Annotated in this window: 21 protein-coding genes; 18 read left to right on the forward strand and 3 right to left on the reverse strand. The window is 66.7% G+C overall.

Annotated features, from left to right (window positions below):
* The first annotated feature begins 72 nt into the window (after window positions 1-72).
* From AC5P6H_RS16630 to AC5P6H_RS16645, 4 genes are read left to right on the forward strand one after another with little or no spacing between them, the layout of a single operon-like run.
* The gene (locus AC5P6H_RS16630) at window positions 73-864 is read left to right on the forward strand and encodes a lysophospholipid acyltransferase family protein (protein ID WP_049441701.1); all 792 of its coding nucleotides are present in this window, start codon (window positions 73-75) and stop codon (window positions 862-864) included.
* Window positions 865-916: 52 nt separating this feature from the next.
* A complete protein-coding gene (locus AC5P6H_RS16635) occupies window positions 917-1,906 on the forward strand; it encodes a YheT family hydrolase (protein ID WP_046427777.1) in 990 nt (329 codons plus the stop codon).
* A gap of 56 nt (window positions 1,907-1,962) precedes the next feature.
* Complete coding sequence (locus AC5P6H_RS16640) at window positions 1,963-4,032, forward strand: tetratricopeptide repeat protein (protein ID WP_032961627.1); 2,070 nt, start codon at window positions 1,963-1,965, stop codon at window positions 4,030-4,032.
* A gap of 10 nt (window positions 4,033-4,042) precedes the next feature.
* Complete coding sequence (locus AC5P6H_RS16645) at window positions 4,043-4,654, forward strand: YbhB/YbcL family Raf kinase inhibitor-like protein (RefSeq protein ID WP_032961630.1); 612 nt, start codon at window positions 4,043-4,045, stop codon at window positions 4,652-4,654.
* A 101-nt stretch (window positions 4,655-4,755) separates the two neighbouring features.
* Here the strand turns inward: AC5P6H_RS16645 and AC5P6H_RS16650 are convergent, their stop codons facing one another.
* From AC5P6H_RS16650 to AC5P6H_RS16660, 3 genes are all read right to left on the reverse strand, one after another.
* Window positions 4,756-5,289: an NADPH-dependent FMN reductase gene (locus tag AC5P6H_RS16650; protein WP_014645488.1), complete on the reverse strand. Its 534-nt coding sequence runs from the start codon at window positions 5,287-5,289 to the stop codon at window positions 4,756-4,758.
* A gap of 79 nt (window positions 5,290-5,368) precedes the next feature.
* Complete coding sequence (locus tag AC5P6H_RS16655; protein WP_049420290.1) at window positions 5,369-6,196, reverse strand: META and DUF4377 domain-containing protein; 828 nt, start codon at window positions 6,194-6,196, stop codon at window positions 5,369-5,371.
* Between the two features lie 73 nt (window positions 6,197-6,269).
* A complete protein-coding gene (locus AC5P6H_RS16660; RefSeq protein WP_014645490.1) occupies window positions 6,270-7,064 on the reverse strand; it encodes an undecaprenyl-diphosphate phosphatase in 795 nt (264 codons plus the stop codon).
* Window positions 7,065-7,283: 219 nt separating this feature from the next.
* Here AC5P6H_RS16660 and glnA point away from each other — a divergent pair, with 219 nt between their 5' ends.
* From glnA to AC5P6H_RS16730, 14 genes are all read left to right on the forward strand, one after another.
* Entirely contained in the window at window positions 7,284-8,693 is a 1,410-nt protein-coding gene (gene glnA, locus AC5P6H_RS16665) for a type I glutamate--ammonia ligase (RefSeq protein ID WP_014645491.1), read from the forward strand.
* Window positions 8,694-9,014: 321 nt separating this feature from the next.
* Complete coding sequence (locus AC5P6H_RS16670) at window positions 9,015-9,353, forward strand: P-II family nitrogen regulator (protein ID WP_004134334.1); 339 nt, start codon at window positions 9,015-9,017, stop codon at window positions 9,351-9,353.
* Window positions 9,354-9,375: 22 nt separating this feature from the next.
* Complete coding sequence (amt, locus tag AC5P6H_RS16675) at window positions 9,376-10,806, forward strand: ammonium transporter (RefSeq protein ID WP_014645492.1); 1,431 nt, start codon at window positions 9,376-9,378, stop codon at window positions 10,804-10,806.
* A 274-nt stretch (window positions 10,807-11,080) separates the two neighbouring features.
* The gene (locus AC5P6H_RS16680) at window positions 11,081-11,587 is read left to right on the forward strand and encodes a hypothetical protein (RefSeq protein ID WP_152906982.1); all 507 of its coding nucleotides are present in this window, start codon (window positions 11,081-11,083) and stop codon (window positions 11,585-11,587) included.
* A gap of 563 nt (window positions 11,588-12,150) precedes the next feature.
* The gene (locus AC5P6H_RS16685) at window positions 12,151-12,528 is read left to right on the forward strand and encodes a VENN motif pre-toxin domain-containing protein (RefSeq protein WP_032959340.1); all 378 of its coding nucleotides are present in this window, start codon (window positions 12,151-12,153) and stop codon (window positions 12,526-12,528) included.
* Window positions 12,525-12,992: a hypothetical protein gene (locus AC5P6H_RS16690; protein WP_495202897.1), complete on the forward strand. Its 468-nt coding sequence runs from the start codon at window positions 12,525-12,527 to the stop codon at window positions 12,990-12,992. Before AC5P6H_RS16685 ends, AC5P6H_RS16690 begins: the two co-directional genes overlap by 4 nt.
* Window positions 12,993-13,455: 463 nt before the next feature.
* Entirely contained in the window at window positions 13,456-14,202 is a 747-nt protein-coding gene (locus AC5P6H_RS16695; protein ID WP_032959392.1) for an N-acetylmuramoyl-L-alanine amidase, read from the forward strand.
* Window positions 14,203-14,269: 67 nt separating this feature from the next.
* Window positions 14,270-15,436: a murein transglycosylase A gene (mltA, locus tag AC5P6H_RS16700; protein WP_032959393.1), complete on the forward strand. Its 1,167-nt coding sequence runs from the start codon at window positions 14,270-14,272 to the stop codon at window positions 15,434-15,436.
* A 108-nt stretch (window positions 15,437-15,544) separates the two neighbouring features.
* Window positions 15,545-15,859, forward strand: coding sequence for a hypothetical protein (locus AC5P6H_RS16705; RefSeq protein ID WP_005411860.1), 315 nt, complete (start codon window positions 15,545-15,547; stop codon window positions 15,857-15,859).
* A 103-nt stretch (window positions 15,860-15,962) separates the two neighbouring features.
* The gene (locus tag AC5P6H_RS16710; protein ID WP_495202898.1) at window positions 15,963-18,008 is read left to right on the forward strand and encodes a TonB-dependent receptor; all 2,046 of its coding nucleotides are present in this window, start codon (window positions 15,963-15,965) and stop codon (window positions 18,006-18,008) included.
* A gap of 115 nt (window positions 18,009-18,123) precedes the next feature.
* Complete coding sequence (locus AC5P6H_RS16715; RefSeq protein WP_197574850.1) at window positions 18,124-19,185, forward strand: ATP-binding protein; 1,062 nt, start codon at window positions 18,124-18,126, stop codon at window positions 19,183-19,185.
* On the forward strand, window positions 19,178-20,626 hold the full coding sequence (gene ntrC / locus AC5P6H_RS16720; protein WP_032959347.1) for a nitrogen regulation protein NR(I): 1,449 nt from the start codon (window positions 19,178-19,180) through the stop codon (window positions 20,624-20,626). Before AC5P6H_RS16715 ends, ntrC begins: the two co-directional genes overlap by 8 nt.
* A gap of 93 nt (window positions 20,627-20,719) precedes the next feature.
* The gene (locus AC5P6H_RS16725) at window positions 20,720-21,289 is read left to right on the forward strand and encodes a superoxide dismutase family protein (protein ID WP_032959349.1); all 570 of its coding nucleotides are present in this window, start codon (window positions 20,720-20,722) and stop codon (window positions 21,287-21,289) included.
* Window positions 21,290-21,321: 32 nt separating this feature from the next.
* The gene (locus tag AC5P6H_RS16730) at window positions 21,322-21,948 is read left to right on the forward strand and encodes a superoxide dismutase family protein (RefSeq protein ID WP_049420293.1); all 627 of its coding nucleotides are present in this window, start codon (window positions 21,322-21,324) and stop codon (window positions 21,946-21,948) included.
* Window positions 21,949-22,184: the final 236 nt, after the last annotated feature.

Below are 22,184 nucleotides of genomic sequence, written 5' to 3' on the forward strand. Positions count from 1 at the left end.
ATTGCCCCGGTCGATGGGTGTTATGGCCTAAATCGGCTGGCAGCGATGACGGCCCTCCGGTATCGTGCGCGGATGACTTCCCCCACTCCGGCCCCCCGCGGCGGCGTGGCGCGTGTGTGCCGTTACCTGTACCGCGTACCGCTGCTGTTGGTCCACATCGTCGTGTTCCTGCCGCTCATCCTGATCGGCATGCTTCGGCCGTGGGGCGAACTGCGCGTGGGCGAGGCGACCCTGGGGGCCAAAGTGGTCAACTGGTGGCAGGGCGGGCTGATGTGGATCTTCGGCTTCCGCCTGGTGCAGATCGGCAGGCCGCTGCCCGGCGCCGTGCTGTTCGTCGCCAACCACGTCAGCTGGGTCGACATCTGCATCCTGCACAGCCAGCGCATGATGGGCTTCGTCGCCAAGCGCGAGATCGCCAGCTGGCCGCTGGTCGGGTGGCTGGCCGCGCGCGGGCAGACCATCTTCCACCAGCGCGGCAACACCGAATCGCTCGGTGGCGTGATGCAGGTGATGGCCGATCGCCTGCGCGAAGGCAAGGCAGTGGGCGTGTTCCCGGAAGGGCGTACCCGCGGTGGCCACGAAGTGGGCCCGTTCCATGCCCGCATCTTCCAGGCGGCGGTTGAGACCGGCGTGCCGGTGCAGCCGGTGGCTCTGGTGTATGGGCTCAAGGGCGACGCGCAGACCATTGTCGCGTTCGGCCCCGGCGAGAGTTTCTTCGCCAATTTCCTGCGCCTGCTCGGTGAGCCGGCGCGGCGTGCGGAAGTGCATTTCCTGGCACCGATCGGTGCGCAGGACCTGGAAGGCCGTCGGCGCATCGCGGAGACGTCGCGCGCGCGCATCGTGGCGGCCATGAGCACGCAGTGAGGGTGCGGTGGCCCTGATCCCGCCACCCGTCCTGGACGCCGGCACGCCGACGCTGCACGCGGCTGACTACCAGCCACCGCGCTGGCTGCGCAATCCGCACCTGCAGTCGATGCTCAGCTCCAGCCGCATGCGCCTGCAGCGCGGCCTGCTGCTGCTGGCCGCGACCGGCGCGATCAGCGAAGAACTGATCCTCGACGGCGGCGACGGCGTGCGCCTGCAGGGCTGGCACAGCCATGTCGAAGGCCGCGAACCCAAGGGCATGGCCCTGCTGCTGCACGGCTGGGAAGGCAGTGCCGAATCCAGCTACATGCGCATGGCGGCCGCGCGCATGCTCGAACAGGGCTTCGACGTGGTGCGGCTGAATTTCCGCGACCACGGCAATACCCATCACCTCAACCCCGGCATCTTCCACTCCAACCTGATCGACGAAGTGGTGCATGCCGCAGGCGATATCGCCCAGCGCTGGCCGCAGCTGCCGCTGGTGGCCGCCGGCTACTCGCTGGGCGGCAACTTCGTGCTGCGCCTGGCCCTGCGTGCGCCGGCGGCCGGCGTGCCGCTGCTGCGCGTCGCCTCGGTATGCCCGGTGCTGGACCCGGCGCTGACCATGGAGAGCATCGAGAACGGCCCGGCAATGTACGACTGGTACTTCCGGCGCAAGTGGGCCGGTTCGTTGCGGCGCAAGCGCGACCTGTTCCCCGAACTGAGCGACTGCGACGACCGCGTGCTGAAGCTGGACATCCGCGCGTTGACCGCCTGGCTGGTCGAGCGCCACACCAGTTTCGGCTCGTTGCAGGCCTATTTCGACGGCTACTCGATTGCCGGCGATCGCCTGTCCTCGCTGCAGGTGCCGGCCGACATCCTGATGGCACAGGACGACCCGGTGATCCCGTACGCGACCTTCAGCGACTGGCAGCTGCCGCGCAACGCGCACCTGGAAACCGCCTGCTGGGGCGGCCACTGTGGCTTCCTGGAAAACTGGCGCGGTGACGGCTTCTCCGAGCGCTGGGTGGCGCAGCGCCTGCAGCGCGTGCTGCAAGGCTGAACCGGCACGGGCGCGCAGGCCGCTACAATGCGGGTTTGCCCTTGAACCGGACCGCCATGCAAGACCAGATCATCCAAGCGTTGCGCCAGAACGAGGCCGACCAGGCCGTGCAGCTGGCCCAGGCGTGGACCCGTGATGAACCCGGCCAGGCCGAGGCCCACCGCTGGCTGGCGCTTGCGCTGCAGCAGCAGGGCAAGGCCGAGGACGCGATGGAGGCCCTGCAGCAGGCGCTGCAGCTGGCCCCGGACAATGCCCAGCTGCACCTGCAGCACGCCGGCCTGCTGCTGGCCCTGCGCCAGTTCGACGGCGCTGGCGAAGCACTGACGCGCACCACCGGGCTGGACCCGAACGCCTTCGCTGCCTACCTGATGCAGGCCCACCTGGCGATCGGCCGCAACGATTTCGATGAAGCGCAGCGCCTGTCCACCCTGGCCTCGCGTGTCGAACCGGACCACCCGGAACTGCTGACCATCGACGGCATGATCGCGCTGCGCCGCGATGATGCCGATCGCGCGCTGACGCTGCTGTCGGCCGCCAACCAGGCCCAGCCCAACGACATTCGCGTGCTCTACGCACTGGGCTTCGCCTACCTGGGCAAGAACATGCTGGCCTTCGCCGAGCAGGCGTTCCGCCGCGTGCTGGAACTGAACCCGACCATCGCCTCGCTGCATGGCCTGGTGGTGCAGCTGGCCATGCGCCAGGGCAACCTGGACGCTGCCGCCGAAGCGATGCAGATCGCGCTGCAGCAGCAGGGCCTGGATACGCCATCGATGCGCCGCCTGGCCGGCGAACTGGCACTGCGCAGCGGCCAGCCGCTGCAGGCGCTGGAGCACCTGCTGCCGTTGCTGGAATCGCTGCCTGACGACCGCGACGTACTGCAGTTGCTGCTGATGTCCTGGCAGCGCCTGGGCCGCGAAGACGAGGCCCGCGCACGCCTGGATGCCGCCCTGGAGCAGCACCCGCAGCTGCACGACCTGTGGCTGGCACGCCTGGCGGTGGAAGAGGTCGGCAGTGCCACCGCCGCCGCCACGGTCGAGCGCTGGATGGACGCGATGCCGGGCCACCTGCCGGCGCTGGAAGCGCGCCTGCGCCTGCACGACATGGTGGGCGAACACGCCCAGGCCGAAGCGATCGCCGAGCGCATCGTCAACCTCGAACCGGGCCGCGTCAGCGGCGAAACCCGCCTGGTCGAAGGCCTGCTGCAGCGCGATCCGGCCGCCGCGGTCGCCCGCGTGCAGGCGCTGATCGACATGGCACCGGAAGGCCACCGCGCCGACCTGCGCACCTGGCTGGGTGAGATCCAGGATCGCGCCGGGCAGCACGAAGACGCGCTGCAGACCTGGCTGGCACTGCAGGCCGACCAGGCACCGCAGCGCCTGCCGCTGCCGCCGCAGGCCAAGGCGCCGCCGAGCTGGCCGGACAAGGGCGAGATCGACGGTGATGCCACTTCCGCGCCGATCTTCCTGTGGGGCGCGCCGGGTTCGGGCGTGGAGCGCGTGGCGACCGGCCTGGCCGCCGCCAGCCCGGTGCTGCGCAGCGACCGCTATACCTCCAACGCACCCGACGACGCGTTCCAGAACTACCACACGCTGCAGGACCTCGCCTCCGGCGTGCTGACCCCGGAGCGGCTGGTGCAGCGCTGGCGCGAACAGCTGCCGTCGCGCGGCGTGCAGGACGACGCGATCATCGACTGGCTGCTGTGGTGGGACAACGCGCTGCTGTGGGCGCTGCGCCCGCAGCTGCCGCAGGGCCGCCTGCTGGTGGTGCTGCGCGATCCGCGCGACATGCTGCTGGACTGGGTGGCCTACGGTGCCGCCGCACCTCTGGCAATGACCTCGCTGGCCGAAGCCAGCGAATGGCTGGCGCGCGCGCTGGCCCAGGTCGCCGCCCTGCACGAGGACGATCTGTACCCGCAGGTGCTGCTGCGCATCGACCAGATCGGCAACGATCCGCAGGCGATGGCCGAACTGCTGGGCCGCCTGTTCGAGCGGCCGATGCCGCCAGCCGCGCAACTGGGTGCGCCGCGCTTCCCGCCGGGCCACTGGCGCAACTACCGCGACGTGATGAGCGCCGCCTTCGCCAAGCTCACCCCGATCGCGGTGCGCCTGGGTTACCCGGAAGAGTGAGGACACGCCGATGCAACTGAGCAGCCACAGCCTGACCAACGGTGCTCCGATCGACCGCGAATTCGCCGCCGGCGATGCCGCGGGCTTCGCACCGGACCGCAATCCGCACCTGGCCTGGAGCGATGTGCCGGAGGGCACCCGTTCGTTCCTGCTGGTGTGTGTCGATCCGGACGTGCCGACCGTGCCGGAGACGGTCGGCCGCACCGACATGAGCGTGCCGCGCGACCAGCCGCGCTGTGATTTCGTGCATTGGGTAATGGCCGACATTCCGGCCTCGGTGCGCGAGATCGCCGCAGGCAGCTGCAGCGACGGCTTCGTGGTGAAGGGCAAGTCCAAACCGGCCGGCCCGGCCGGCAGCCGCCAGGGCCTGAACGACTTCACCGGCTGGTTCGCAGGCAATCCGGACATGGCCGGTGACTACCTGGGCTATGACGGCCCGTACCCGCCGTTCAACGACGAACGCCTGCACCACTACTTCTTCCGCGTGTTCGCGCTGGACGTGGCATCGCTGCAGCTGCCGGCACGCTTCACCGCCGCCGACGCCTACCGCGCCATGCACGGCCACGTGCTCGCCGAAGCGGCACTGCACGGCACCTACACGTTGAACCCGGCGCTGGGCTGAGAGCCCTTGTAGGGCCGGGGCATGCCCGGCTTTGCTTTCTGCAGAGTCGAGCCATGCTCGACTATGCCTTGTAGAGCCGAGCCCATGCTCGGCTGCTTCTGCTACGCAATGGACCTGCAGTAAACAGCAAACCCTGCCAGGAACGCATCCGCTTCGGCGCGATGCACTTCCGACTGAAGCACCTCGAAGATCTCCTCCGGTTCCAGGCCCAGCACCGGTACACGCAGGAACAGCGTTGTACTGAACGCGGCACTGACCGTGGACAGCACCGCGCGAAGTGCCTGCAGCATGTCCTCGCCACGATGGGACGCATGCACTAACGCAATGGGCCGACCGACGATCTGGTCGCCGGATACGAGCCAGTCGATCGCATTCTTCAATCCGCCGGGAATGCCACGCACGTATTCAGGGCTGCACACCAGCACACCGTCGCTGCGGGCGATGGCCGCCTTGAAGCGCGTCACGCTGCAGGGTTCATCGGTGCCTTCCAGATCGGGGGAGAACACCGGAAGTTCGCCGACCCCGGCGTAGACCTCGATCTCCATGCCGGGCGGCGCGATGGCTTTCAGGGCCACCAGCAGAGCGGTGTTGGTCGACTGCCGGCGCGCGCTGCCGGATATGGCGAGAATCTTCATCGTGGCAAGGCTGGCACGTGGGGCTGCGTCGACGCTACAGAACGTAGAAGGGCGACCTCGTGGCCGCCCTTCTGTTTATTTACTTCTTCTCGATGGCCGACTCGACCACCATGTCCAGCACGTACGCCTGCGACGGCGCATCGGCCGGCGGGTTCTTCACTTCGTAGCGCTTCACGCGCACCACGTTGCGCACGCCGTCTTCGTGGGTGTAGCCCTCGATGGTGCCGTAGAAGTTCTCGAACTTGCCCGGCTCACCCTGCTTCAGGCCCTTGTCGTCGAACTTCACTTCGCGCACCTGCAGGCACTGGTAGTCCGGGATCAGCGGGTGCGAGCACTTCTGCGTCTTGGCGGCCACTTCCAGGAACACGGTTTCGCCGGCGCCGCCGTAGCGGGTTTCAGCGGTCGGCTCCGGGTTGAACACCAGCACGTCGCCCTTGGCGTTGGTCAGCGTCAGCTTGCCATCGGCATCCTGCTCGGCCTTCAGCTCGCCCTGCAGGCGGCTCGACACGGCTTCGTCCAGCGCCATCAGCGCCTTGTCGGTGCAGGCCATCATGGTCGAGGCCATCGCGCTGACCGTCAGCTTGCCGTCGGCCAGGGTGTAGCCGCCGCCCATGCGGTTGCAGGTGTTGCTGACCGACAGTCGGCCATCTGCGAAGTCCAGGGTGACCGGCTTGTCTTCGCGGGCGAACAGCGCGTCGATGCGCTTGCCGTCGGCGCCGGTGGCCTGCTGCAGCAGCCAGTGCTGGCTCTGCAGGCGCTGCGCATCCAGGTGCGCCAGCGTCTGCTGGTCTGCTGCCTTGGCCGCGGCCGGGGCCACGTCGTCGCCGCCGGTGCCGGCCGGGGCCGGGGTCTGGCTGCAGGCGGCCATCAGGGCCAGCGGGAGGAGCAGGGTGAGCTTGCGGTTCATGGTGATTCTCCTTGGGGAACCGTGGGGGAAACGGGGTGGGGCCGGCAACGGGGTTACCGTACCCCGGCGCTGTTCAGCTGCCGGAGGGCAACCACAGCAGCAGCGCCGCGCCCAGTGCGATGCGGTAGATCGCGAAGGCGGTGAACCTGTGCGACTTGATGTAGCCCATCAGCCACTTCACTACGACGAAGCCGGTGATGGCCGCGGCAAGGAAGGCCACGCCCACGTCGGCCCAGTCCTCGCTGCCCAGCTGCCCGGCCTTGGCCATTTCCAGGAAGGTGTAGGCGCTGGCGGCGAACATGGTGGGAATGCCGACCAGGAACACGAACTCGGCGGCGGCGGCGCGGCGGCTCAGGCCCAGCAGCATGGCCAGGAAGATCGCCGAGGCCGAGCGCGAGGTGCCGGGGAACACGCCGGCCACGACCTGTGCCAGGCCCACGCCGATCGCCACCGTCCAGGTCACCTGGTCGCGGTCGGGCAGGCGCGCGGTGTAGGCCTCCACCAGCAGCATCCAGACACCACCGATGATCAATGCCCAGGCCACCGGGCTGACCGTCTCCGGCAGCGACCAGCCGGCCTTGCGCACCACCAGGCCGACCACGGCGGTGACCAGGAAGGCGGCGCCCAGCTTGAACACGTACTCACGGTTCTCGCGCTGGTTGAAGCCGGTGGCCAGCTGCAGCAGGCGCTGGCGGAACACCAGCACCACGGCCACGATCGCGCCGGCCTGGATGACGATGTTGAAGAAGTCCGAGCGGGCACCCAGCCAGTGCTGGGCGATGAGCAGGTGGCCGGTGCTGGAGATCGGCAGGAATTCGGTCAAGCCTTCGAGGATGCCCAGCAGCAGGGCGGAGAGCAGGTCGGACATGGACGGTGCGTGACGCGCGGCGGAAGGAAGGTCGAGAGGATAGACGATCCCTGCCGCACCAAACGGGTGCGTCTGGTGGCAGGTGCACCCGTTTGGTGCGCACCGTTCTGCACCGCCACGGAGCGCCCTTTTTGAAATCAATGACTTGCGGCCAGCGAAAAGTTGGCACGGTCGTTGCTGTACCTCAGCAGGCATTCATCCCCATCCGAGGTCGTACCGATGTCCGTGGAAAACGTTGAGAAGCTGATCAAGGACAACCAGATCGAGTTCGTCGATCTGCGTTTCGTGGATATGCGTGGCGTCGAGCAGCACGTCACCTTCCCGGTCAGCATTGTCGAACCGTCGCTGTTCGAAGAAGGCAAGATGTTCGACGGCAGCTCGATCGCCGGCTGGAAGGGCATCAACGAATCGGACATGGTCCTGCTGCCCGACACCACCAGCGCCTACGTCGACCCGTTCTACGCAGATCCGACCATCGTGATCAGCTGCGACATCCTCGATCCGGCCACCATGCAGCCGTACGGCCGCTGCCCGCGCGGCATCGCCAAGCGCGCCGAGGCCTACCTGAAGTCCTCCGGCATCGCCGAAACCGCGTTCTTCGGCCCGGAGCCGGAGTTCTTCATCTTCGACTCGGTCCGTTTCGCCAATGAAATGGGCAACACCTTCTTCAAGGTCGATTCCGAAGAAGCCGCCTGGAACAGCGGCGCCAAGTACGACGGCGCCAACAGCGGCTACCGTCCGGGCGTGAAGGGCGGCTACTTCCCCGTGCCGCCGACCGACACCCTGCACGACCTGCGCGCCGAGATGTGCAAGACCCTGGAACAGGTCGGCATCGAAGTGGAAGTGCAGCACCACGAAGTGGCCACCGCCGGCCAGTGCGAGATCGGCACCAAGTTCAGCACCCTGGTGCAGAAGGCCGATGAACTGCTGCGCATGAAGTACGTGATCAAGAACGTCGCGCACCGCAACGGCAAGACCGTTACCTTCATGCCCAAGCCGATCGTGGGCGACAACGGCAGCGGCATGCACGTGCACCAGTCGCTGTCCAAGGGCGGCACCAACCTGTTCTCCGGTGACGGCTACGGTGGCCTGAGCCAGCTGGCGCTGTGGTACATCGGCGGCATCTTCAAGCACGCCAAGGCCATCAATGCCTTCGCCAACTCGGGCACCAACAGCTACAAGCGCCTGGTGCCGGGCTTCGAGGCGCCGGTGATGCTGGCCTACTCGGCCCGCAACCGTTCGGCGTCGTGCCGCATTCCGTGGGTGTCCAACCCGAAGGCGCGCCGCATCGAAATGCGCTTCCCGGACCCGATCCAGTCCGGCTACCTGACCTTCACCGCACTGATGATGGCCGGCCTGGACGGCATCAAGAACCAGATCGACCCGGGTGCACCGAGCGACAAGGACCTGTACGACCTGCCGCCGGAGGAAGAGAAGCTGATCCCGCAGGTCTGCTCCTCGCTGGACCAGGCGCTGGAAGCGCTGGACAAGGACCGCGAGTTCCTGAAGGCCGGCGGCGTGATGAGCGATGACTTCATCGACGGCTACATCGCGCTGAAGATGCAGGAAGTGACCAAGTTCCGCGCGGCCACCCACCCGCTGGAATACCAGCTGTACTACGCCAGCTGACCGGATGCGATGGCGGTGGGTTCCCCCTCCCACCCGCCGCCATCGCTTCCGTTTTCGCGGCTGGGGAGCCGCGGTCAGATCGGGGTCGGATCCCATTCGTTTACGAATGGGCGCTGATCCCTATCCAGGGGCAAGAGAGAGACCGGATACGCGACCAGGGCCGCCCTCCCTCCCGCGTCGGTCGTGCAAGGAGAGAGGCACGGCCGTCCCGGCCCTGTACGTGTCCGGTGCAACAGCCACGGTCATCATCCTGATGACCCGTGGTTGCCTGATGCCAACGCGCGCTGGCGCGCTGGCCCCATCCACCCTCGGGACATGCGCATGAAACTGATCTCCGCCATCATCCGACCGTTCAAGCTCGACGAGGTCCGCGAGGCCCTGTCCGATGCAGGCGTGTCGGGCATCACCGTGACCGAAGTGAAAGGTTTCGGTCGCCAGAAGGGCCACACCGAGCTGTATCGCGGCGCCGAGTACGTCGTCGATTTCCTGCCCAAGATCAAGATCGAAACGGTGGTCACCGACGAGCGTGCCGACGCGGTGATCGAAGCGATCCAGTCGTCGGCAGGCACCGGCAAGATCGGTGACGGCAAGATTTTCGTCACCGCCGTCGAACAGGTCATCCGCATCCGCACCGGCGAAATCGGTGCCGACGCGCTGTAACCCCCTTCCGGAGATTCCCCCCATGAAGATGCGCCTTCTCACCGGGTGGCAAGCCCGGTTCCATCTGGTGTGCCTGTTGATGCTGCTCAGCGCACTGGCCGCCGGTGCCTGGCCGGGCAGCGCCCATGCCCAGGCCCAGGTATCGCCGTTGCCGAGCGAAAGCGTGGCGGTCGAGCCGCTGCACGATGCGGCCGCCACCGCCGCGGCGCCGGCCGTGGCCGAAGCGGCCGCCGCCTATGATCGTGGCGACGTCGCCTGGATGCTCACCTCGACCCTGCTGGTGCTGTTGATGGTGGTACCGGGCCTGGCCCTGTTCTACGGCGGCCTGGTGCGTTCGAAGAATGTGCTGTCGGTGCTCAGCCAGATCCTGGTGGTGTTCTCGCTGGTGCTGCTGCTGTGGGTGGCCTATGGCTACAGCGCGGTGTTCAGCGCCGGCAATCCGTTCTTCGGCTCGTTCACCGAATTCGCCTTCCTCAAGGGCTTCACCCCGGAGTCGGTGGGCAACACGCCGATCAAGGGCCTGCCGGACTATCTGTTCGTCGCGTTCCAGTCGACCTTTGCCGGCATCACCACCGCGCTGATCGTCGGTGCCTTCGCCGAGCGCATCAAGTTCCGCGCGGTGCTGCTGTTCTCGGCGCTGTGGTTCACCCTCAGCTACATCCCGATGGCACATATCGTCTGGGGTGGCGGCTACCTGGGTGAGCTGGGTGCCATCGACTTCGCCGGCGGTACCGTGGTGCACATCAACGCGGGCGTCGCCGGCCTGGTCGGCGCGTGGTTCGTCGGAAAGCGCCTGGGCTATGGCCAGACCGCGCTGAAGCCGCACAATGTGCCGTTTACCTACATCGGCGCGATGCTGCTGTGGGTGGGCTGGTTCGGCTTCAACGCCGGCTCGGCAGCAGCGGCCGACACCGTGGCCTCGCTGGCCTTCCTCAACACCGTGCTGGCCACCGCCGCTGCCGTGCTTGGCTGGACCCTGGTGGAGGCGATCGGCAAGGGCAAGCCGTCGGCGCTGGGCGCTGCGTCGGGTGCGGTGGCCGGTCTGGTCGGCATCACCCCGGCCTGTGGCACCGTCGGGCCGCTTGGCGCGATCGTGATCGGTTTTGTCGCTGGCGTGGTCTGCGTGTGGGGCGTGACCGGCCTGAAGCGCCTGCTGAAGGTGGACGACACCGCCGACGTGTTCGGTGTGCATGGTGTCGGCGGCATCGTCGGCGCGATCCTCACCGGCGTGTTCAGTGCGCAGTCGCTGGGCGGCACAAAGGCCGATCTGGATATCGCCCATCAGGTCTGGGTGCAGGTGGTCAGCGTCGGCCTGACCGTGGTGTGGTCGGCGGTGATGACCGCGGTCATCCTGCTGGTGGTCAAGGTCGTGGTCGGCCTGCGCGTGACCGAAGAAGCAGAGCGCACCGGCCTGGATGTGACTTCGCACGGCGAGTCCGCCTACGAGGCCTGACGTGGCGGCGCACTGACGTGGTGGGTGCCGACCGTTGGTCGGCACTTCCACTGTCCTTGTTCTGGTAGGTGCCAAGCTTGCTTGGCACGGGGTCTGGGTCTGCTCTGGTGGGTGCCGACCGTTGGTCGGCACAGCGGGTAGCCCATCCACGCATGGCGTGGCTCTACCGTTCCTGCTCCAATGGCTGTCTGCAGGTGGGCGTGTACACGCCTCCAACGACCTCGATGGACTACAGAACGGAGTAGGCGTGATTCAGGCGACTTCCGCAGCAGTGATGGAAGACATCGAATGGTATGTCTACCTGCTGACCCTGGACGACTACAGTCCGCATGCGCTGGTGCGTAGTGTGGCCGGCGCAGGAGATCGAGAACACTGGAGCTTCGCTGTGGAGCTCACCTATCGCTGCCTTTCCTCCGGTCTGTGGCGACTCTCCTACGGCCTGCCTCCGGAGCTGGGGCTTTCCAGCATCGATCGTCGATCCGAGCACCAGCAGTCTGATCAACATCATGGTGCCTGGAGCACATGCATTGGATCCGGGCTTTGTGATCCGACAGGTGCTTCCGGATGGATTCGGTGGATTCTCAGTCTCAACCAGAGGCTGGGGTACGGGTTCGCGTCCAATGTTCAACTCGAATTGGTGGGCCAAGTGTGGAGTTCCAATACGCGCGATACTGGTGGCGAAGTTGGCAAGTTGCGGTGGCCTTGGAGTACTTTTCCCTCAAGGCAGAAATGCATGAGCTACCGGGGCTCTGATGGAAAGATGGTGGAGATCTGCCAGTGAGTGAGCGTGAGTTGGGGGCAAAGATTGTGTCTGTGATTGCCAGCTCCGTGCTTGGAGCGGCTCTATTCATAGGCATTCCGCTGAGTTCTCGGATAGGCAGCTTTTCGCAGGCTGCAATTTTCACATCGCTGGTTTGCGCCATAGCCGCTGTGTTGGGCCTCATCTTCGGTGTGCCCGGGGTTATGCTTGTGGACAAGTTTCTTCCGCGGTTCAAAGCTCGTTATGTTGTAGCTGCACCAATCTGTGCCTTGTTGGCGTGGCTCGCGTTCGAGGGTGCCTTCTCTCCTGGCGCTTGGATAAAGGTCTGGACCAGTCCTTCCTTTTGGTTTGGGTGGGCTCCCAGGCGCGCTGGCATCATGCTTTTCATCGGGTTGGCCGTGGGTGCCTTCTACATGTTGATCTGGCCGCGGATTGGACGAATGATGAAGGTCAACACGGCCTTGTGACTGAGGGCGATGGAATCGGGTGCCTGTGCGCAGCAAGATGGCGGCGGCAAATAGCCAGGCATACAGCGGCGCGGGGAAGTAGGGGGCATCGATGAGTACAACCGTGCACTGAACGCAGTGACGACGGCGCTGGTGGGCGGTGTGGCGGGACAGGGCGCTGGCCAGGCCGCGTCCAATGCACTGGCGCCCTATGCCGCTCACTTCATCGGCAGCACGCTTGACCCGAACCACGGCAGCGACCCCAATGCGACTCTGCAACTGCTGTCGCATGCGGTGTTGGGTGCGCTGCTGGCGGAAGCCGATGGTGGCAGTGCGGGAACCGGAGCCGTGTCCGCGGCCGGCGGCGAGTTGGCCGCGAAGGTACTGACTAATACATTGACCGGCGGAGACCCCTCCAAGCTGAGCCCGGAGCAGAAAGAGATGGTGCTGGCGTTGTCGCAGGCAGTTGGCGCACTGGCGGGCGGGCTGTCGGAGCAAAAGAAGGTCACGAAATGAGTGCTAGTGATGTGAAAGATGCTGGAAGAATTTCCGTTCAGGCTGCATATGTATTGATGTGCGTGTTCCTTCAGAAGTATATGGAGAGGGGGGAGGGGCAGGACACTCTTGTTGATCTGTTATCTTCGGGAGGGTCATTTCTATGGGCGAATGGCTTGCCCAACGATCCGGCAATGTGGGATGACTGGTGTGATGCATTTGCAGAGGTTGTCACCGTGGGGATTGCTCTTAATTCTGAATTTTGTAGCGCACAAATTAATTCGTCGGGCGAGTACTTGGCGTTGCTGGATGCGTTCTCGGTAATGATGGTATTCCTTGAGTCGATTTTTGATCGATCTGGTGAGGATCTTCCGCTGTTCGAAGTTGTTGTTCGCCTTATGTCGCCTCCAGGTGATTCCGGTTGTCTTGATGATTCCTCTGTCTGGGCTGAGTGGGTGGAGTCGGTTAGGAAGGTGAGGGCATAGGGTTCTGGGCGGTTGCTTGTTCAATGGAAGTTGGGGTTAAACGGCCGCCTCGATGAAGTTGCTCGGCTTGACGGTGTTGCCAGTCTGTATGTCACCGGTCGAAGCAGTGGTGACGCGCCAAGGTAGATTTCTTCGCAATGCGGGCGCGGAGGGATTGACCAGATCGGCCACTGGCGGGATCTGAGGGGCCGTTGATGAATCATTTTGTTTAAGTTGTTATGACGGTTGTTCCCTGGGTTCACGTGTCCACGGTGTTGGAATCGATTCGGCGGCATGGCTGGGTCCGTTTCGAGGATTGAAGGTAGGTGATGAGGAACTTGGGCGTTTGGCTATTCGAATTGGAGTTTGAGATTTGGGCATGAGGTGGGGGCGTTATTGAGTTTTTTGCATGACAGCTCCCCAGTTCTCCAGCGATCCGGACGACGCGAAGAACCACGGCTGCAGTCATGGTTACAATTCGTCCATGATCAGCCCCCGCCTTCTGGCTTCCACACTGCTGGCCCTGGCCCTTTCGGCCTGCACCGCCACCGCGCCTGTGCAGCACAACCCGCTCGCCACCTGGGTCCCATCACCCAACCAGAACGCGCGCACCCCGGTCATCATCGTCATCCACCACACCGAGCAGAAATCGGTGCAGCAGAGCCTGCATACGTTGCGCACGGCCAACAGCGGTGGGCCGGTCAGTGCGCACTACCTGATCGGCGCCGATGGCCATCGTTACCAGCTGGTGGCTGATGAGCGCCGTGCCTGGCACGCCGGCGCCGGGCGCTGGGGCACCATCACCGATCTCAATTCGGCTTCGATCGGTATCGAGCTCGACAACGATGGCCGCAGCCCGTTCAGTGCGGCACAGATCGAATCGCTGATCGTGCTGCTGCGCGATCTCACCACGCGCCTGAACATCCCGCCGCGCCAGGTGATCGGCCATGCCGACCTGGCGCCGACGCGCAAGCAGGATCCGAGCCGCTTCTTCCCATGGCAGCAGTTGGCCGAGGCCGGCTTCGGCGTGTGGCCGCGCGCGGCCGACGGCGCGGCACCGGAAGGATTCGACGCGTGGAATGCGCTGGCCCGCTTCGGCTATCCGCTCGACAACCGCGACGCCACCGTCGCTGCGTTCCACCGCCGCTTCCGTGGCCGCGACGACCTGCCGAAGACGCTGGATGCCGAGGACGCCCGCATCCTGCACTCGCTGCTGCTGCAGACGCCGTGACTCCGCGCATGAACGCTTGGCCCCGCGCTGGGTTGCCGCCCAGCGGCCGGCCCGCCACCATGGCGGCATGATCGATTCCGCCACCTTCTTCAAGCGCAAGCACTGGACCCTGCTGGCAGCGGCCGTGCTCGCCGGTTGCGCCACCACCGCTCCCCGCACGGGCTCCGAAGCGCCCACGCCGACCTCGCCGCCGGCGGCCACCTACGCCAAGGTCGGCTGGAAAGCCCTGCCAGCGGTCTCGGACAGCGATCTGCAGGCCGGCTTCGTGGCTTGGCGCAGCAGCTGCGCCCGCCTGAAAAACGATGCTGTCTGGGCCAAGCCCTGCGCCACCGCCGCAGCGGTGTCAGACAAGAACCCGGCCGCGATCCGCCAGTTCCTGCAGCGCGACCTCGATGCCTATGCGCTGCGTGCCGGTGGCCATCAGGCCGACGGATTGATCACCGGCTACTACGAGCCGATCTACCCCGGCAGCCTGACCCGCACCGACAAGGCGACGGTGCCGGTCTACGGCACGCCGGATGATCTGGTGGTGGTGCAGCTGGACAGCCTCTACCCGGAACTGAAGGGCAAGCGCCTGCGCGGGCGCGTCGAAGGCAAGGTGCTCAAGCCCTATGACGACGCCGGCACCATCGCGGCCAAGGGCGCCAAGGCGCCGGTGCTGGCCTGGCTGACCGATCCGATGGACCTGCAGTTGCTGCAGATCCAGGGGTCCGGCCGCGTGCGCCTGGCCGATGGCAAGCAGGTACGGCTGGCCTATGCGGAACAGAACGGCCACCCCTACCGTGCCATCGGTCGTTGGCTGGTGGACCAGGGCCAGCTGAAGAAGGAAGACGTCACCATGGACGCGATCCGCGCCTGGGCCCGGGCCAATCCCGCGCGCGTGCCGGAACTGCTGCGCAGCAACCCCAGCTATGTGTTCTTCGTGCGCAATCCGGACAGCCCGGAAGGCCCGCGTGGTTCACTGAACGTGCCGCTCACCGCGGGCTACAGCGTGGCGGTAGACCGTACCGTGGTGCCGCTGGGCAGCCTGCTGTGGCTGTCGACCACGCGCCCCGATGGCACGCCCGTGGTACGCCCGGTGGCTGCGCAGGACACCGGCGGCGCCATCGCCGGCGAAGTGCGCGCGGACCTGTACTGGGGCAGTGGCGATGCCGCCGGCAAGCTGGCCGGCGACATGAAGCAGAAGGGCAACATCTGGATGCTGTGGCCGAAGGGCGTGCCCCTGCCGAACTGAACCAGCAGAGGGCGGATCCCTTTCCAAAGGAAAGGCTCTGGCCCCCGGATGCCTGATAATGGCGCCATTCCGAACTTTCCGGCCGCGCCTGCGGCCAGGACCCCTGCAATGACCTACGCAAAGCACAACGCAAAACCCGGCGCGAAATCCGCCGCAAAGAAGTACTACAAGCACTGGGCCGAATCGGGCCTGGGCAAGGGCAACGTGCTGATGGAAGCGCGCGGCGACAAGATCGTGCGGCAGGTGGAAATCTACGGCACCAAGATGGTCTGGGCCGACGAGCACGCCCACAGCGATGACCGTTTCCTGCTGGCCGACCAGCCGGTGTCGTTCCTGGATTTCGACGAGGACGACGAAATCTCCGCGCGTGAATTCGAAGCCGCCTGGAAGAAGGCACGGGAAGCCACCGGCTACCCGGTGTAATCCGCCCGGCTCCCGCCCTTGTAGCGCCGAGCCTTGCTCGACGCTGCAAAAGCGGGCATGTGAAATGTTATATAATTACATTTCACCGTAACCGCCCCTTCCCATGAAGACTCCCACCCTTGTGGCCGCCCTGGCGGCCGCGCCGTTCGCCCCTGAAGCTTTCGCACAGGCCGCCGATGCCGCGCTCACCCTCGGCAAGGTGCAGGTGCACCAGCACGGCGAAGGCCAGCTCAGTGCGCACCAGGTGCTGACTTCGGTGGACGTGCTGGGTGCAGACCAGATCGAAAACCGCAACGTCTCGCACAGCTGGGAACTGCTCGGGCAGATGCCCGGCATCCAGCTCACCGAAACCCGGCAGGGCGCCGAATCGGGCAAGGTCAGCTTCCGCGCCTTCAACGGCGAGGGTTACCTCAATGCCATCAAGACGCTGATCGATGGCATCCCCAGCAACGTCAACAGCGGCAACCAGCGCTTCATCGACATGCTGTTCCCGCTGGACATCAGCTACATCGAAGTAGTGCGTGGTACCAACGATCCGCGCTATGGCCTGCACAACATCGGCGGCAACGTGAACTTCGGTACGCGCCAGGGCGGCAGCTACACCGATGCGCGCCTGGCCTACGGCAGCTACAACACCCGTGATGCGCAGCTGGCGATTGGCCGCGAAGCCAATGGCTTCGCGCAGAACTACTTTGTCGGCACCCAGGCCAGCGATGGTTATCGCGACCACGACACCTCCAGGAAGTACTCGCTGGGCGGCAAGTGGTTCTTCGGCACGGTGGACGAAGGGCTGCGCGTGGGCCTGACCGCGCGCGCCTACCACCATGAGGCCGACGAACCGGGCTTCATGACCGCCGAGGAACTGCGCACGCACCGCCGTGGCAGCGAGCTGCGCAACGGCAACGACGGCGATGACCGCGACATGCGCCAGATCGCCGCGCACGTCGACCTGAAGCTGTCCGACGCACTCAGCTTCGGCACGCGGCTCTACTACAACCGCTATGAAGACGACCGCCGCGTGACCTTCAGCGACCTGCCCACCGGCAACCTGCCGCGCCAGCGCCGCGTGTGGGATGAACGCCAGACTGGCCTGCTCAGCACGCTGACGTGGCAGGCCAGCTCCACGCTTACTGTCGAGGGCGGCCTGAACTACGAGCAGCAGGACAACGGCTATATCCGCGAGCGCTATGCCTACGCCGAACCGACCGATTACAGCCAGCCGCCGGCGCGCGTGCAGAACGACGACCGCCACAGCTTCGACAACTGGGGCGCCTACGTGCAGGCGATCTACCAGCCCGCCGAGGCGTGGAAGATCGTGCCGGCCTATCGTATCGATCGCTTCAGTGGCAGCACGCACCTGATGAACGGCATCACCGCCCGGCTGCAGGATTACGGCAGCATCGGCCAGCCCAAGCTGAGCATCATCCACAGCCTGGGCCAGACCACCCACGTCTACGCCAACTGGGGCCGCACCTTCCAGGTGCTGACCGGGTCCACCGCACCGGCCTACCTCACCCCGGGGCAGGCGCCGATGCAGCCGTCCACCAATACGGGCATGGAGCTGGGCCTGAAGTTCCAGCCGTTCCAGGGCGCCCAGGCGCGCCTGGCGGTGTGGCAGCAGGACGCGGAAAACGAGGTATCCAACATGCCTGCCACCGGCACCACGGTCACCCTGGGCAAAACCCGCCGGCGCGGCGTGGATGCGCAGTTGAGCCTGCAGCTGGGCGATGACTGGACGGTATGGGCGTCGCACGCCTACCAGGAAGCGAAGATCACCCGCGACGACCGCGATGCCGGCATTTCCCTGCACGGCCGCGAAGTGGCCGCCACCCCGCGCCACATCAGCAATCTGGGCGTGGACTACCGCGCCAGTGATGCGCTGCGGCTGGGCTTGCAGGCGCGTGCACAGGGCGATTACTACCTGGAAGAGCGCAACGTGGCCGGCAAGTTCGGTGGCTTCGCCGTGCTCGACCTCAGTGCTGCCTATCAGCTCACCCCGCGTTTCAGCGTGGACCTGCAACTGAAGAACGTCACCGGCCGCCAGTACGCCTACGCCTGGTACGACAGCTTCTTCTGGGACAGCGCCCGCCCGATGTTCTCGCCAGCCCCGGGCCGCAGCGTGTTCGTTGGCCTCAACATGAAGCTGTAACCGGCCCTGCATCTGGTAGTGGTCGAGCTTGCTCGACCTGCAGCAGGGGTCAGATCCCTTTCCGCCAGGAAAGGGCTCTGACCCCGAACCCCGCGTTTTGCACTACATTGGTGCAATGTCCGACCCCGCACCCCCGCCGTCCCTTGATGCCCTGGGCACGCCGCTGGCCTGGGCCGGGGCCGATGGCTGCATTGCCGGCTGCAATCCGGCCTTCGCCCGCTGGCTGGGCGTCAGCGTCCGGCGCCTGCTGGGTCGGCCATTGGCCGCACTGGAAGTGCAGGGCGAGGCACTTGCCCATTTCCTGGCCCGCGATGAGCGCGACAGCCTGCGCCTGAACCGGCTGGCGCTGGCGGTGCCCGGCGAGGCGCCGCGCTTCGCCGAGGGCTGGATGAGCCGCCGCGACGATGGTGGCTGGCTGCTGGAGGCGCATCCGGTCGATGAATTCCCCGGGCTGGACCCAACCCAGGCGCTGCCCAGTGCGCTCAGCGCGGCGCTGAAGGGCCTGGCCCACGAGCTGCGCAACCCGCTGGCCGGGCTGAAGGGCGCGGCCCAGCTGCTGGCCCGCCGCGCGGCGCAGCGCGACGCCAGCGAACGTGAGCTGATCGAACTGATCGGCTCGGAGATCGAGCGCCTCAACGGCCTTCTCGACCAGCTGCTGTCGCCGGCCCCGGCCGCGCCGCATGCGGAACTGAACATCCATGCCGCGCTGGAACGTGTGCTGCGCCTGGCCGAGAACGAGGCCGGCTGGGCGGTACGCCTGCAGCGCGACTACGACCCCAGCATTCCCGAATTCCACGGCGACGCCGACCGCCTCACCCAGGCGGTGTGGAACCTGGTGCGCAACGCGATCCAGGCCGGTGCCGGCAGCATCACCCTGCGCACCCGCGTGGAGCATGGGGTGCGCATCGCCGAGCAGTTGCACACGTTGGCCTTGCGCCTGGAAATCGCCGACGACGGCCGTGGCGTGCCCGAGGAGCTGGCCGAACACCTGTTCCTGCCGCTGGTCAGTGGCCGTGCCGAAGGCACCGGGCTGGGCCTGGCACTGGCCCAGCAGGTCACGCGCGAGCATCGCGGCACGCTCACCTACCGCTCGCGTCCGGGCCATACCGTGTTCACCCTGCTGTTGCCGATCGGCAACGGCGCCGCTCCTGCCGAGGAGGCCCCGCGCGATGTCTGAGTCCCCCACCACCGCACAGCGCATCTGGGTGGTCGACGATGATCGTGCGGTGCGCTTCGTACTGTGCACCGCGCTGCGCGAGGCGGGGTACCAGGTCGTTGATTTCGACAGTGCCGCTCCCGCCCTGCAGGCGTTGAGCGCGGGCCCGCCACCGGCGCTGCTGTTCACCGATGTGCGCATGCCCGGCGACGATGGCCTGGTACTGCTGGACAAGCTCAAGGCCGCGTTGCCGCAGCTGCCGGTGGTGGTGATGTCGGCCTATACCGATGTCGCCAGCACCGCCGGTGCGTTCCGCGGGGGCGCGCATGAATTCCTGTCCAAGCCATTCGACCTGGACGATGCCGTGGCGCTGGCGCAGCGTGTGCTGCCGGCCGTGGCGCCCGCGCTGGCCGCCCCCAGCCCCGCCGCCGAAACGCCCGGCGACCAGCCGCCGCAACTGGTGGGCGATACCCCGCCGATGCGTGCGCTGTTCCGCGCCATCGGTCGCCTGGCGCAGGCACCGCTGGCGGTGCTGATCACCGGCGAGACCGGCACCGGCAAGGAGCTGGTGGCCAATGCGCTGCACCGCGAATCGCCGCGTGCGCAGGGCCCGTTCGTCGCGCTCAATACCGCCGCGATCCCGGCCGAACTGCTGGAGAGCGAGTTGTTCGGCCACGAAGCTGGCGCCTTCACCGGTGCGCAGCGCCGTCATGTCGGCCGCTTCGAGCAGGCCAACGGCGGCACGCTGTTCCTGGATGAGATCGGCGACATGCCGTTGCCGCTGCAGACCCGCCTGCTGCGTGTGCTGGCGCAGGGTGAGTTCTTCCGCGTCGGTGGCCGCGAGCTGATCCGCGTCGATGTGCGCGTGGTGGCCGCCACCCACCAGGATCTGGAAGGCCTGGTCGCGCAGGGCAAGTTCCGCGCCGATCTGCTGCATCGCCTGGACGTGGTGCGCCTGCAGTTGCCGCCGCTGCGCGAGCGCCGCGAGGACATCGCGCAACTGGCCAGCACGTTCCTGGCCGCCGCCGCACGCAGGCTGGATACGCCGCCGAAGCGCCTCACCGCCGCGGCTCTGCAGGCGCTGCGCGAACACGACTGGCCGGGCAACGTGCGCGAACTGGAGAACGTGTGCTGGCGGATGGCCGCGCTGGCCGCCGCCGACACCATCGGCGTGGCCGATGTCGATACCGCGCTGAACCGCGCGCGCGGCCGCCGCAACAGCGGCAGCGCAGCCGATCCGGGCCAATGGGAAGCGCTGCTGGCCGAATGGGCGCGCCGTCAGCTGGCCGAGGGCGTGGAAGGGCTGCACGCGCAGGTGCGCGAGCGGGTCGACCATGCCCTGCTGGAGGCAGCGCTGCAGATCACCCACGGTCGCCGCGCCGAAGCCGCTGCCCGCCTCGGCCTCGGCCGCAATACCCTTACCCGCAAGCTGGGCGCCGGGCGCCGCCGCGGGGGCCATTGAACGGTCCCTGCACGCGATCCTCGCGCCCGCTTGCCGAACCGTTGATCGTTCATGGACGATGCAATGCTTAGTGTCACCTGCAAGGAGTCTTCGATGCGTCTGTCCTTTGCCATCCTGCCGTTGTCCGCCGCCGTGCTGCTGTCTGCCTGTGGCAGCGCGCCGAAGAAGGCCGAGCCCACCCCGCCGCCGCCCACCGTGGTCAGCGCAGCGAAGCAGGGCGAGGCCAATCTGTCGCCGGCCTCGGCCAGCATCGTCAGTGGCCGCATCGCACTGATGGTGGAGCCCGGCGGTATCCACATCACCGGCCTGATCGGTGGCCTGCAGCCGTTGCAGCAGGCCGGTTTCCACATCCACGAGCGTGGCGACTGCAGCGCGGTGGATGCCAGCAGCGCCGGCAACCACTTCAATCCCGGTGGCGCCGCGCATGGCCGCGCCGGCACCGGCAAGCACCACCTGGGCGACATGGACAACCTGCGTGCCGATGCCCAGGGGCGCGCCAACGTCGATATCCACCTCAAGGGCGTTACCCTTGGCGGAGGCGCCGCCACCGATATCGCCGGACGTGCACTGGTCGTGCATGCCAACGCCGACGACTATCGCAGCCAGCCCGCCGGCAATGCCGGCGTCCGCATCGCCTGTGGCGTGATCCGGGTCGTCCGCTGATCACTGCAGGCAACATCCAGGGAGAGATTCCAATGCGTCTGATCCACACTTCGCTGTTTGCGGCCATCGCCGCGCTGGGCCTGGCGGCCTGCGGCCAGCAGCCGGCCGCTCCGCAGACGGAAACCCCGCCGGCCGCCCCGGCCGAGGGCGCCACCACCGAACCGGCCGCAACGCCAGCCCCGGCGGCTGCACCGGCTGCCGATGCCTCGGCCACCGCCGAACTGGCACCGACCCAGGGCAACGAAACCAAGGGCAGCGTCACCTTCAAGGTGGTCGACGGCAAGGTCCACGTGACCGGCCAGATCACTGGCCTGAAGCCGGGCAGCGAGCACGGCTTCCACATCCACGAGAAGGGCGACTGCAGCGCCCCGGACGGCATGAGCGCCGGCGGCCACTTCAACCCGGGCAAGCAGGATCACGGCAACGTCGCCACCGATCCGCACCACGGCGGCGACATGCCCAACATCAAGGCCGACGACAAGGGCGTGGCCACCATCGACGGCCCGGTGTCGAGCAATGTCAACATCGGCAAGGGTGATGACTTCGACATCATCGGCCGCGGCCTGATCGTCCACGCCGATGCGGACGACTACAAGACCCAGCCGACCGGCAACGCCGGCGCACGCCTGGCGTGTGCGGTGATCCAGAAGGCCCCGTAAGAATCAAGGAACGCCGGCGCAAGCCGGCGTTTTTCATTATCGGTAGTGCCGGCCGCTGGCCGGCAATCGCAGATCCGGACGTTGCCGGCCAGCGGCCGGCACTACCCGCCTTCAGCGCGCCAGCAGCTCGCGCGCGTCGTGCCCGGCCCCGCAGTGCACGAACAGCACTGCGGCCCTTTATGCTGGAAACGGAAAATGCCGGCGCAAGCCGGCGTTCTTCTTTATCGGTAGTGCCG

This window comes from Stenotrophomonas sp. YJH_SMC_110, from assembly GCF_059369255.1.